The 12,638-nt window shown below is 33.8% G+C and carries 11 protein-coding genes and 1 pseudogene; 4 read left to right on the forward strand and 8 right to left on the reverse strand.

The genetic code is table 11. The features are described 5' to 3' along the window. Nucleotides 1–3: 3 nt before the first annotated feature. Nucleotides 4–174 (reverse strand): hypothetical protein, encoded by a 171-nt coding sequence (locus tag P5P89_RS08100; RefSeq protein WP_278011476.1) that lies wholly within the window; start codon nucleotides 172–174, stop codon nucleotides 4–6. 90 nt (nucleotides 175–264) lie between these two features. Between P5P89_RS08100 and thiL the strand changes: the two genes are divergently transcribed. Beyond that, nucleotides 265–1,311: a thiamine-phosphate kinase gene (gene thiL, locus P5P89_RS08105; RefSeq protein ID WP_278011477.1), complete on the forward strand. Its 1,047-nt coding sequence runs from the start codon at nucleotides 265–267 to the stop codon at nucleotides 1,309–1,311. Between the two features lie 85 nt (nucleotides 1,312–1,396). On the opposite strand, the gene P5P89_RS08110 is transcribed toward thiL, so the two are convergent. The 6 genes and pseudogenes from P5P89_RS08110 to P5P89_RS08135 all read right to left on the reverse strand — a co-directional run bounded on the left by P5P89_RS08110 (nucleotide 1,397) and on the right by P5P89_RS08135 (nucleotide 7,182). Next, on the reverse strand, nucleotides 1,397–2,089 hold the full coding sequence (locus P5P89_RS08110) for a response regulator (protein WP_278011478.1): 693 nt from the start codon (nucleotides 2,087–2,089) through the stop codon (nucleotides 1,397–1,399). Next, nucleotides 2,079–4,124, reverse strand: coding sequence for an ATP-binding protein (locus P5P89_RS08115; protein WP_278011479.1), 2,046 nt, complete (start codon nucleotides 4,122–4,124; stop codon nucleotides 2,079–2,081). Before P5P89_RS08115 ends, P5P89_RS08110 begins: the two co-directional genes overlap by 11 nt. A 106-nt stretch (nucleotides 4,125–4,230) precedes the next feature. Beyond that, nucleotides 4,231–4,467, reverse strand: coding sequence for a hypothetical protein (locus P5P89_RS08120; protein WP_269233836.1), 237 nt, complete (start codon nucleotides 4,465–4,467; stop codon nucleotides 4,231–4,233). A gap of 174 nt (nucleotides 4,468–4,641) precedes the next feature. After that, nucleotides 4,642–5,013: a LytR/AlgR family response regulator transcription factor gene (locus P5P89_RS08125; protein WP_340696543.1), complete on the reverse strand. Its 372-nt coding sequence runs from the start codon at nucleotides 5,011–5,013 to the stop codon at nucleotides 4,642–4,644. After that, nucleotides 4,971–5,456, reverse strand: a complete 486-nt coding sequence (locus P5P89_RS08130; RefSeq protein WP_278011480.1) for a LytR/AlgR family response regulator transcription factor — start codon at nucleotides 5,454–5,456, stop codon at nucleotides 4,971–4,973. The genes P5P89_RS08125 and P5P89_RS08130 overlap by 43 nt, the downstream gene beginning before the upstream one ends. 188 nt (nucleotides 5,457–5,644) lie before the next feature. Next, nucleotides 5,645–7,182 (reverse strand): annotated as a pseudogene (locus P5P89_RS08135) (glycine--tRNA ligase). A 307-nt stretch (nucleotides 7,183–7,489) separates the two neighbouring features. On the opposite strand from P5P89_RS08135, the gene P5P89_RS08140 reads away from it, so the two are divergent. Further along, nucleotides 7,490–8,173 (forward strand): ComF family protein, encoded by a 684-nt coding sequence (locus tag P5P89_RS08140; protein ID WP_278011481.1) that lies wholly within the window; start codon nucleotides 7,490–7,492, stop codon nucleotides 8,171–8,173. A gap of 1 nt (nucleotide 8,174) precedes the next feature. Here P5P89_RS08140 and P5P89_RS08145 read toward each other — a convergent pair whose 3' ends face one another. Next, nucleotides 8,175–10,838, reverse strand: a complete 2,664-nt coding sequence (locus P5P89_RS08145) for a zinc-dependent metalloprotease (protein WP_278011482.1) — start codon at nucleotides 10,836–10,838, stop codon at nucleotides 8,175–8,177. A gap of 198 nt (nucleotides 10,839–11,036) precedes the next feature. On the opposite strand from P5P89_RS08145, the gene P5P89_RS08150 reads away from it, so the two are divergent. Together P5P89_RS08150 and P5P89_RS08155 are read left to right on the forward strand one after the other, a co-directional pair. Next, entirely contained in the window at nucleotides 11,037–11,966 is a 930-nt protein-coding gene (locus P5P89_RS08150; protein WP_278011483.1) for a bifunctional riboflavin kinase/FAD synthetase, read from the forward strand. 119 nt (nucleotides 11,967–12,085) lie between these two features. Beyond that, nucleotides 12,086–12,523 (forward strand): hypothetical protein, encoded by a 438-nt coding sequence (locus tag P5P89_RS08155; RefSeq protein WP_278011484.1) that lies wholly within the window; start codon nucleotides 12,086–12,088, stop codon nucleotides 12,521–12,523. The last annotated feature ends 115 nt before the right edge of the window (nucleotides 12,524–12,638 follow it).

The following is a 12,638-nucleotide window of genomic DNA, read 5'->3' on the forward strand; positions in this document are numbered from 1 at the left end:
TTTTTATGTACTCCCTAGTGGAATCTGTGCGCCTGGACCAAATGCAATATTAATTTTGTTGGCACCATTTGTAGTTGGAATATTTACAATAGTTAATTTGATAAAAACATTTCTCAATAAGGAGCATTTAAGTTCATTGATTATCCATTTCTCTATTTTGATTATTTTACTCATTTTGATAAATCAATAATCGGGCTCCGTTTATAGTTATTCCACCATCAACTTTGTACCTTTGCAGCTTACAAACTTTGGAACTTTAGAAACATGATCGAAGATAAAAACCCACAACGTACCAGTATAGCGCAATTAGGCGAGTTTGGTTTAATAGAACATTTAACCAAAAATTTTGATGTAAAACAAGAGTCGACTTTAAAAAGCATTGGCGATGACGCAGCTGTCCTTGATTTCAAGGATAAAAAAGTAGTCGTTTCAACCGATTTACTAATTGAAGGCGTGCATTTTGATCTGGCTTACATGCCATTGAAACACCTAGGATACAAATCTGTTGTAGTGAATGTCTCTGACATTTGTGCCATGAATGCAAAACCAACGCAAATAACGGTTTCTGTAGCCGTTTCTAACCGCTTTCCACTAGAAGCCTTAGAAGAATTATTTGAAGGGATTACACGCGCTGCGAATGAGTATAAAGTAGATGTAATTGGCGGAGACACGACCTCATCTCAAAAAGGGCTAATCATAAGTATCACAGCAATTGGTGAAGCTGATGCGGATGAAATCGTGTACAGAAGCGGAGCTAAACAAACCGACTTATTGGTTGTAACCGGAGATATTGGTGCCGCTTATATGGGATTGCAGGTGCTGGAACGCGAAAAACAGGTTTTTCAGGTAAACCCAAACAATCAGCCGGATTTAGATCCTTACACTTATTTGGTCGAAAGACAATTAAAACCGGAAGCGCGAAAAGATGTCCGGACGCTTTTACATGCTCTTGAAATAAAACCAACCTCAATGATTGATATTTCTGACGGACTTTCATCTGAAATCATTCATTTGTGTAAGCAGTCAAAAGTGGGCTGTAACTTATACGAAGACAAACTGCCACTCGATCCTCAGTTTATTTCGACCTGCGAAGAATTTAATATTGACAGCACAACTGTTGCTATTAATGGCGGTGAAGATTATGAACTGCTGTTTACAATCGATATTAATGATTTTGACAAAATAAAAGGAAATCCAAACTTCTCCATAATTGGCCACATGACAGATGAAAGTGAAGGAATTCATCTGGTGACAAGAGCGAATACTAAAATCGCTTTAAAAGCAAGAGGCTGGGATGCCATGAGTGAGTAATTTTAAAAATTTCAAATAAAAAAATTCCAAATTCCAACGCTACAAAATATTGGAATTTGGAATTTTTATTTTTTTGGATTTTACTTTAAAAAAGTCCCTTGTTTTTGGCTTCTTTTACCAAATCATCGTCTGAATCCGTTTTTATTTTGAGAAGCTCTTTAAGTCCTTTTTTTCGTCTTTTTATGGCATTGATAGAAATAGGAATATAATGCGGCATTTCTTCTTCAGAAGTTCCTTTAGACAAATGAAATAAAATCTGTTTATCGAATTCATCAACTTCAATAGCATTATGAAGTGACTGGTTGAGCATTTTCTGAACGGACTGGCTATAATATTTGTCGCTTTTAATTACTTTATCAAAAGCAAAAAGCAATTCATCAAATGTCAGGTCATTTTTAATAATCAGGCCATTGGGCTGTATAGTACGGATGATGGTTTTAATTTTGAGCAATTCGGTATACATGGTCAGCAGGATAATCTTGCAGTTTGGCATGTATTCCAGAATTAGTTTTGCTATATCCTCTCCTGAAAAAATTTCTTTTTCATCATAAGCGGGCATGCTGATATCTAAAAATGCAATATCGAAAGGAATAGTTTCAGGGTTTGTAATAATTTCATAAGCCGATTTACAATCTTTGGCCTGCGAAATCAAAAATTCATAGCTTTCCGGATTATAACGTGTTATAGCATTTTTATAACCCTCAATAATAAACGGATGGTCGTCTACAATTAAAATATTGCTTGTTTGCTTAAGCGATGGTGGTAAATCAGCTTTCATTATGAATTTTATTTATTTTTTGATCTATTGGTATCTTTACCAAAATAGCAGTTCCTTCACCCTTTGTCGAGTTTATTTCGACATTTCCGTCACATTCTGCTGTTCTGTAAATTATATTTTGCAGCCCAATTCCTTTTTTGGTTTTATGGGCATTAAACCCTATTCCATCATCGGATATTGATAAAACTAAATAATTGATTTCGCTTTTAAATTCAACAGTAATTGTTTTCGCCCTTGCATATTTATTACAATTCTGAAGTGCTTCCTGAATTATTCTGTATAAATTAATTTTGACGACATTGCTTACCAGGTCCCATTTGATATTAGAATCAATATTATAAACCAGTTTGGTATTGAATGTATTGGTCTGGTTTTGAAACAGCTTTTCTAAAATCGCAACAAAATTATTAATCAACCCGGATTTTTCCTTATTCAGATCATGCGAAATTTCCCGTATGTCCTGTTCTATTTCTTTTAACTCAAGCAGGTATTTTTTTCTTTTATCAGCAGCAGTTTCTTCATCTAATTTATCAAGGCTGTCTAAACTGATCCTGACACCAAACATTCTTCCTAAAACTCCATCGTGCAGCTCTTGGGCTACTTTTTTCTTTTCCCTGATTCGCATGGTTTCGATTGCGTTTTGCTGCGAAATCATCAAATTATAGATATCCTCGTTTGCAATTTGCTGTTGCTGCTTGAAAAGCAATTCCCTGTTTCTTGCCTGCTGTGTTTTGTAAATGTATAAAAACAAACCTATCAGCGAAAGAACACAAAAAACATACACCAAAGTCCTGTTCTGTATTTCTAAACTCGAATTTTCGCTTTTTATTTCATTTGTTTCATATTCTATTCGTGTAAATTTATCCCCCATTTTACGTTCAGCCATTTGCAGACTGTCATTTATGCGAATATAATCTTCTGAAAATTTTGAAGCTTTTTTGGGATGAATTAAAGATAACTGCTTCAAAGCGGCCAGTACATTACGATAATTTTTAGTGCGTTTTGAAACTATAAGTGCCTGATTTGAATAGTGTAAAGCTTTAGCCGTATCTTTCTTTGCTGCAAAGTACTCTGATAAATGCATTTTACTCGCTGTTATACCTGCTGTCAGCTTTAAACTATCCCTTATTTTAAGCGCTTTGTAAAATAAACCAGGAAGCTCTTTGCTTTGATTTAATTTAAACTGCGAATACGCTAAATTATCCATCAGAATGGCATACAATTCAGGTTTTTGATTAAAGAGGTTTTTTTCTTTTAATCCTTCCTGAAAATAAAAATTAGCTTTTTTGTAATCGTTAAGGTTTTGATATACGAATCCAAGGTTGTTTAATGACGTTGCTTTTGACTGGAACTCAGCCGGAATGATCTTATCATCTATACTAGCAATCGCTTTATTATGAAATTCAATCGCCTTTTCATACTCGCCCAATTCATTGTATAGAATTCCCAGCAGGTTATAAGCCTCATATAAAATATCATTATTGTTTTTTCGCCTAATGACTCTTAAGGCATTGAAAATAGCCTTCTCACTGCCGTAAAAATCTCCTTCGTTATATTGCAGTAAAGCTTTGCTAAGTCTTGTTTTAGCTAAATTATAGTAGTCATTACTTGCTAAATATAGTTTTTCTGCTTTATAATAAAAGGCAAATGCACTGTCTGAAGATGTTTGAGAGCTGTAATAATCCCCTAAATAAATATAAGCTTTAGACATTGAAACCGAATCCTTTGCTTTTTCAGCTTTTTCTAAGACAATTTTAACGGTTTTATTATAGTTATTCCAATCTCTCATATTAAAATAACGATTGGCCACCTTGAAAAGATTAACCCTTTTCATTGAATCATCGGGCTGGCTCATAATCACTTCAAAAGCTTTTTGATTGTACTTTTGCTTTATCGCGACGGGTAGTTTGTATTCGTTAGCCAATGACAAATACAAATCAAGACTATCTCTTGACTGACTGGATACACGAGTGTTTTCATTTTGCTTTGTACAGCCAATAAAAAATAGAAGTAATATCAGATAGTTTTTTTTCAATTCTGTCTTAAAATTTACTCAAAAATACAAAACTATACATTAGACATAAAGAAAAAGACCGTCTAATTTAGACGGTCCTTTCTATATTTAAATGAATTACAGCTAATTAATCTACTTTTCTGCTTTGTCCTGCTGACTGATTTCCGTCAATGCTTAGTTTTTGATTTGATAAATCAGAACCCATCATATCCACTTTTCTGCTTTGTCCTGCTGACTGATTTCCATCAATACCAATTGTTGTATTGTTTACTATAATATCATTAGTAGTTTTTGCAGAAGTATTAAAAGAAGTTAATACCATTACTAAAGAAAATAATCCAGTTGTTAAAGCTAATTTTTTCATGATTGTCGAGTTTTATATTGTTATACTTTTTTACTTTTTTTATCCCGTTTTGTTCGGAATTCTTTGGTAAAACTAAACAGTAAAGCGCAACAATCACCTCAAAAAAAGGCATTTATGGTCAATGCTATCCGTTCATTAGTGAATGGACAGCAAATCAGGGCAGATGGTTTTATTTTAAGTTTCTATATAATTTTCATTGGCAAATTCACTAATTATGAAATCAACATTTGCTTTGTAAGATTTTGAAAACGGTAGTTTTATAGTCGTTTTTTTAATATAACATAAGGAGTTCCCTGTATGGATCCTCGAAATATAATTTCTGTTTACTATATAACTGTTATGAATTCTGATAAATGGATTTGACAAAACGGTTTCAAAATGTTTTAAGGTTTTAAAAGCCGTGATCATTTCTCCATTTTTCAGATGAATATCAGTCGAATTATTATCAGCCTGAAAATAACAGATTTCATTTGAATCAATATAACGGTGATCGCCATATGACTTTACACATAAAATAAAGGATTTTCGATTTTTATTGATTTGAATTCCCTCTTCCTGATTTTGTTTTTTTCTTTTGGCTTGAGTTTCTGAACCAGAAGCACTTCATCCTCGTTATATAATTTATTCAATTTATGAATCAACTTTACCAGATCAATTGCTTCAATTGGTTTTAGAAAATAATCATTTACTTCGTACTGAATACAATCAAACGCTAAATCTTTGCTTTTTGTTGTGACAATAATTTTTGGCAGCTCTTTTAAATACATTAATAAGCCATTAATTAAGGTCAGGGAGAGTCCGCTGGCTTTATCTTTGGGATCAATTTCTAAAAAAACCAGATCAGGCATGTGTTTTAAAATCAGGTTTATACCATCGGTATAATTGTCTGCTGCAGCTATAAAATTCAGCTCAGAAAACTCATTTGCTATTGTCCTGATTCTTTCAACACTTACCGGATCATCATCTAAAATAATGTAGGTGTAATTCATTGCTTTTGGATTAAATTTTGGGGTTAATCTTAAATTTGGAGTTATTTTTTCTTAAAAGAGAACATCTAAAGTTATAAAAAATATTGAAATACCTGTCCACATAAATAAAAAACACTTTAGTTAAACGCATAAAAAAATCCCAAACTCCTATTCAGAATTTGGGATTTAATATATTGAAAATTAAAAAATTACATTTTCATCAACCAGTTTTTCATCGAAACTTCGTTTTCAATAATATCTCTTAATTCAGAAATTTTTACACGATCTTGTTTCATTGTATCCCTATGACGAATTGTTACCGTTTCGTCTTCAATAGTTTGATGATCTACTGTTATACAGAATGGCGTTCCAAGAGCATCTGCTCTTCTGTAACGACGTCCTACAGCATCTTTTTCATCATACGCTACATTGAAATCCCATTTTAAATCTTCGATGATTTTTTTAGAAATTTCTGGTAATCCGTCTTTTTTAACCAGTGGTAAAACTGCTGCTTTTGTTGGAGCTAAAACGGCTGGTAATTTCAGTACTGTTCTTGTCGATCCGTCCTCTAAAACCTCTTCCTGCAACGATGTTGCAAAAACAGCTAAAAACATACGATCCAGACCTACAGAGGTCTCTACAACATACGGAACATAGTTTTCATTCAGTTCCGGATCAAAATACTGCAGTTTTCTTCCTGAATATTGTTCGTGCGCTTTTAGATCAAAATCAGTACGGGAATGAATTCCTTCCAATTCTTTAAATCCGAATGGGAAATTAAACTCAATATCGGCAGCTGCATTTGCGTAATGTGCTAATTTTTCATGATCGTGAAAACGGTAATTGTCATTTCCTAATCCTAAAGACAAATGCCATTTCAAACGTGTTTCTTTCCAGTGCTCGTACCATTGCATTTCTTCTCCCGGACGTACAAAAAACTGCATTTCCATTTGTTCGAATTCACGCATACGGAAAATGAATTGTCTGGCAACAATTTCGTTTCTAAAGGCTTTACCGGTTTGAGCAATTCCAAAAGGAACTTTCATACGGCCAGATTTCTGTACATTCAGGAAGTTTACAAAAATACCCTGAGCCGTTTCCGGACGCAAATATAAATCCATTGCAGAATCTGCAGAAGCTCCCAGTTTTGTTCCGAACATCAGGTTAAACTGCTTCACATCTGTCCAGTTTTTAGAACCGGTTTCAGGATCAGCAATCTCCAATTCTTCAATTAAAGCTTTTACATCCTGAAGATCTTCACTCATCCCTTTTGCAAGCCTTGCCAAAATTTCTTTCTTTTTGAAAGATATTCTACAACACGTGCATTGGTTGTAATAAATTCTTCTTCATTAAAAGCATCTCCAAAACGAGCTTTCGCTTTTTCGATTTCTTTTTGAGCTTTTTGATTTAACTTTTCAGCATAATCTTCTACTAAGGTATCAGCTCTGTATCTTTTTTTAGAATCTTTATTGTCAATTAACGGATCATTGAAGGCATCAACGTGACCTGAAGCTTTCCAGGTTGTTGGATGCATCAATATTGCAGCATCAAGGCCGACAATATTTTCATTCATCTGAACCATTGATTTCCACCAATATTCACGGATATTCTTTTTTAATTCGACACCATTTTGTGCATAATCATATACAGCACTCAGTCCATCGTATACTTCGCTTGACGGAAAAATAAATCCGTACTCTTTTGCGTGCGAAACCACATTCTTAAATAAATCTTCTTGTTTTGCCATAGTGATGCAAAAATATAAAAAGTGAGTTTAAAAAAAAGAAAAATAGTTGAAGATTGCCCATTGATTACTAAATTTTTAGTAATCAATCACGGTTTTTCGGTTTCCGAATAAAAATTTATTTTTTTTATAATTAAAAGGCTGCTTATTTGCTTTTCTAAATATTCCTTTACACTTAAAATGGATCTATAAGCTACTATTTAAAATTAATTTCAATTGCATTAAAATATTTTTTATGAATAAAAATAGCAATCAATTGTATTTTTTGACACTTTTATCTTACATTTATTTTTTTAAATAATATTACAAAATGTTTGAATCTTTAAAAAATCTCTTTTTCCCTAAAGTGTGCGCCGGCTGTCACTCGCTTTTAATGACAAACGAAAATGTTATATGTACCAGCTGCCGGCATGAAATGCCTCTTACTCAATACCATTTAGATACTAATAATGAGGCAGTCAAGAAATTTTATGGGAAAATTGACATTGAACATGCATCGGCATTTTTGTATTTCAACAAAAAAGGAATTGTACAGGAGCTGATACACAATCTGAAATACAAAGGATACGAAGAAATTGGAACAGTCCTGGGAGACTGGTATGTGGAAGATTTAAAAAATATTCAGCTTGAGACGTCTTTTGATGTTGTAATTCCTGTACCGCTTCATCGAAAGAAGTTTAAGGAAAGAGGTTATAATCAGGTAGCTACTTTTGGAAATGCTTTGTCCAAAGGACTGGGTATCGACTATAATGAAACTATTTTGTTTCGGAAGAAATATTCTAAAACCCAATCCAAAAAGAATCTTTTGGGAAGATCAGAAGGAATAGAAAACTTATTTGATGTGTATTTTTCAGAAGAAAATCATAATAAACATTTCTTACTTGTTGATGATGTTCTCACAACAGGTGCCACATTAGAAGCCTGCTCACGGGCATTACTCAAAATCCCAGGAGCAAAAATCAGCATTGTATGTATGGCAATGGCTAATTCTTAAATTAGTTTATCAGTATCTTTTTGACAATTTTTTTACTGCCATTAATGATGGTTACTAAATATAATCCGGCAGATGCTTTTTTTAACTGAATGTTTTGATTAAAATAAGCTCCTTTACCAAAATTTTCATCATATACATTTTGGCCAAGGATATCATGTACTAATACTTCTACATCTTTAGTAGGGTCACATTTAAACTGAACAGTAAAATTACCATTATTTGGATTTGGATATAATGCAAAATCCACGCTTTCGAATTCAGTATCATCGAGAGTAAATGTCTGACTGCAAATAGTTACAGATGCCGAATTTATAGTTCCGAAACGTCCCGAAACAGCATCACGAACCTCAAATTTCCATGTCCCCTGAGGATTTTGCCCTTTGAATGCGTTTAAAAATTCTGCAGGCACAACCATCTGACTCGTTGTTTTAGAACAATCCAATTCGGTTCCTGAATCATCGTAATTCAGTGTTAAAGTAGAATTAGTGCTGCCACAATTTTTATCAAACAATTTTACGACTGTTCCAAGTGGACTTACTATTTGAATTTCTAAATCTGAAAACCTTTCGTGTGTTACATTTACTGCGACTTTTACATCAGAAACTATTCCTGTGGAAGCAGGCACATTTACTGTTTTTGTAGTAAAGGAAGATCCAAACGGTATAGTAAAAGAACTTCCGAAACTATAAGAATCGCAAGTCGTTGCTGATGTATAACCTATAGCAAAAGGACTAGCATTTAAAGCATAATAAATGTTAGCGACTGGCTCAATTAGCAGCCTGCAATTTGTAGCGGCAATATCTGAAGGTACTGTTATGGTCTGTGAGCCATCGTTTGGTGTATTTGCTTCAAGAATGACAGGAAAAGTCAAACCTCCATCTGTAGATAATTTAATATTTACATTATTGGAACCGGGCAATGTATTCGTATTCTTTACATCCCAGTTTATGGTCTGAAAAGAACCTTTTTGCCACCCTATATCATTTGTATTTTGCGAGGTTACGGCAAACGGACCGACCGCAGCATTTACAGTAACAATCATGTTATCGGTATTAGTCTGAGGGATTGTTAAAGCTGCATTATCTCTTCCTGTAAGTGAAAAATGCAAAGTTCTTGCGACTGACGAAACAGATTCCCAGGTGGTGGTTAACCTGTTTTGAAGTACTGTGTTTAAGCTTGGCATATACCTAACAGGTGAGTTGTTTGGCGGAAGAGATCGAAATAATGGCCCGTCTGGTTTAGCCGGATAAGCAATACTATTACTTCCGGATGTTGTGGTGGCACTATCATTTTGCTCCCAGCAATAAGTAACTGTATCGCCATCCGGATCAGAGCCTGTTCCGGTTAAAATAAATGGGGTATTAAATGGAATGGTATAATCGGAACCTGCACTTACAACCGGCGGATTATTATTTATTGGCGAACTAACCGGGCATGATTTAGTAGCAAGATTATTCTGGATTTGTAAAATACTTGCGTAGGCAAAGTAATCATCAGAAACATTCTGAATATCATAATCATTTGTTACTCCTGCATATCCCATGATAGTCGAACCACTACCCGGTTCTACATTTGTCCCTGTGCCTTCAATTAAATGAGAATAAGTATGAGTACCTCCTAACTGATGCCCCATTTCATGTGCTACAAAATCAATATCAAATGTATCTCCCTGAGGAATTCCATCTGAAGGAGAGGTATATGCACTCCCTTTTGCCTGATCATCTGACGAAGAAATAGGATTATCACATACACAGCCTATACAACCCGCATCTCCTCCGCCACCTGAACCGCCAAATAAATGCCCTATATCATACCCACTGTTGCCAATAACGGTAGTTAATGTTTGCTGAACTTCTAAGTTCCATGCCCCTTTTGCGCCTTGCGGTGCGTTAGAATAAGGATCTATTGATGCATTTGTATAAATAATATCTAAATTATTTGGTATTATAGTTAATTGCACAGCTAAATCTTTATTAAAAACGGCATTCACCCTTGTCATAGTGGCATTCATTCCGGCTAATGCGCCTGCTTTTGTACCTCCAAAAAACGAAGCGTATTCTCCTGTACACGATAATGCAAGCCGAAGTGTTTTTAAGGTTTTAGTATTAGATGCTGTTTTTGCTGTTTTATCAGAATTTTTTTTAGTAGTTTCCTCTTTTGTTTTACAAATCAGCAATTTTGAAGTATCTTTATTTTTAGATGTAAACAACACATATTCTGACTTATTGTCTGGATTTTGCTCTATAAATTCAGACGCCTTGTCTAAACGGAATACCATAGTCTGAACTCCTATTGGAGCTATACTGAAATGAATTTTTGCAGTTTTATCATCTAATCCCGTACCCACATAAGCTCTGATTTCAGGGTATTTTGCTTGTAATTCGGGATCAAAATTCGAGGATTCCCAAACCATAAATCGTTCTAAAACACCTTCAGTATTTGGAACCGTGATTTCAGAAACAGCATTTTTTGACGTCTTGCCTGAAGCTGCAATTTTCTGAATCAAAAGATTCTCATTCAGTTTATAATATAGCTTTTCCTGATTAAGAACGTTTCTTGTTTTTTTTGCCGAAACCGAATTCACTTTCTCCCAAAGAACATTTGTTTGTGCATGAACTGTAATACAGAAAAAAATAGAAAGCAGAATTAGTAGCTGTTTTTTCATAATCAAGAGGTTATTTTGAGAATCAAAATTAAATTAATTAAGTCAAATTCTTTTCTATTCTCGACAGATATTTATTTCGCATCGACAAATTACTCCTTTTTCACAAAAAACCAAACGAATCAAATTAAAAAATCAATTCAGGTTGCTATCAGATTTAAAATAGATAGTATAAATTTGCAGCATCTTAAATAATTTGTTTTGAAGCTCTTTCATTCTATAAACGATTTCCACTCTACCAAGAAAACCATTTTAACTCTTGGGACTTTTGATGGCGTACATATTGGTCATAAAAAAATTCTGGAAAGAATTACTCAAAACACTGAAAACGGACAATATGAAAGTCTTGTTCTTACCTTTTTTCCACATCCCAGAATGGTTCTTCAGGAAAAATCAGAAATAAAACTTTTAAATACCATTCAGGAAAAATCTAAACTTCTGGAAGCAACCGGAATTGAAAACCTTGTTATTCATCCATTTAATGAAAGTTTTTCAAGATTAACTGCTGAAGAATTTGTACACTCCATTTTAGTAGATCAGTTCCATATCCATAAAATAATTATTGGCCATGACCATCGTTTTGGTAGAAACAGAACAGCCAATATTGATAATTTAATCGCTTTTGGAGCCGAATACGGTTTTGAAGTTGAACAAATTTCGGCTCAGGAAATCCAGGATGTTTCAGTAAGTTCTACCAAAATCAGAAAAGCATTGCAGGAAGGTAATATGGCTTTAGCCAATGAATATCTGGGTTATACTTATTTTCTAACTGGTGATGTCGTAAAAGGAAAGCAGCTGGGAAGAACAATTGGCTTTCCAACTGCTAATATCCAGATTGAAGAAGACTACAAACTGATTCCTAAAAATGGTGTTTATGTTGTAAAAACTGTTGTTGATCAAAAAGAAGTTTTCGGAATGATGAATATTGGTTTCAATCCAACTGTAAATGGGCAAAAACAAACCATCGAAGTAAATCTTTTTGATTTTGATGCCGACATTTATGGACAAAAACTGGAGATTTCACTACTAAAATACCTTCGCGAGGAACAAAAATTTGGATCCGTAGATTTGCTGAAAGAACAGTTAAATCTGGACAAACAAACTGCATTAGAGTTCATAAGCAAAAGCTAAAAAATTCTAATACTATACTTTTAGTTATTTTTAAATCATCTTATTTATTTTTTTAGTAAATTTAATACACTTTACTGAATACCAAATATTTACTATTAACTTCTTTAAAAATAACCATCATGAAATTACCAAAAGAAATTGTCAACGGATCTATAATATTCCTTGGCATAGGCATTTATTTTTTATTGATGAATGTATTAGGTTTAGCCGATTTATTTTATTTACGTACCCTGAATGTATTGTTTATTTTTTACGGAGTAAACAGAACCATGCAGATGAACCTTCATGAAGGAGAAACTAATTTTGTATCCAATGCTGTTTCGGCTATGGCTACTTCAGTAGTGGGTGTGTCGATGAGCGTCTTCGGATTATTAGTTTATAGCTATGCAAAAGGCGGAGATGCCTATGTTGCTTCTTTATCTGAAACCTTTATGTTTGGAGGAAACCCATCTGTACCAACGTATTGCATCTGCTTATTATTTGAAGGCCTTGCATCTTCAGTCATTGTCACCTTAATGATGATGTTATACTGGAATAACAAATACATAGCCGATTAATTTTTTTAAAATAAAAAGAGTTATTCCGCACTCTAAAATCATAAAAAACTACAATTCTATGATTTTAGGGTGTTTCTTTTTTGAAAATAACTGCCAAATATTCATTTACAGCAAT

Origin of the sequence: Flavobacterium gyeonganense, assembly GCF_029625295.1 — a bacterium.
GTDB lineage: Bacteria > Bacteroidota > Bacteroidia > Flavobacteriales > Flavobacteriaceae > Flavobacterium > Flavobacterium gyeonganense.

What these genes read in the sequence shown, in the direction of transcription:
- P5P89_RS08140 (WP_278011481.1), top strand. Translation starts at nt 7,490, where the DNA reads ATGTTTGAATCTTTAAAAAATCTCTTTTTCCCTAAAGTGTGCGCCGGC.
- P5P89_RS08110 (WP_278011478.1), bottom strand. Translation starts at nt 2,089, where the DNA reads ATGAAAGCTGATTTACCACCATCGCTTAAGCAAACAAGCAATATTTTA.
- P5P89_RS08130 (WP_278011480.1), bottom strand. Translation starts at nt 5,456, where the DNA reads ATGAATTACACCTACATTATTTTAGATGATGATCCGGTAAGTGTTGAA.
- P5P89_RS08100 (WP_278011476.1), bottom strand. Translation starts at nt 174, where the DNA reads ATGAGTAAAATAATCAAAATAGAGAAATGGATAATCAATGAACTTAAA.
- P5P89_RS08145 (WP_278011482.1), bottom strand. Translation starts at nt 10,838, where the DNA reads ATGAAAAAACAGCTACTAATTCTGCTTTCTATTTTTTTCTGTATTACA.
- P5P89_RS08155 (WP_278011484.1), top strand. Translation starts at nt 12,086, where the DNA reads ATGAAATTACCAAAAGAAATTGTCAACGGATCTATAATATTCCTTGGC.
- thiL (WP_278011477.1), top strand. Translation starts at nt 265, where the DNA reads ATGATCGAAGATAAAAACCCACAACGTACCAGTATAGCGCAATTAGGC.
- P5P89_RS08120 (WP_269233836.1), bottom strand. Translation starts at nt 4,467, where the DNA reads ATGAAAAAATTAGCTTTAACAACTGGATTATTTTCTTTAGTAATGGTA.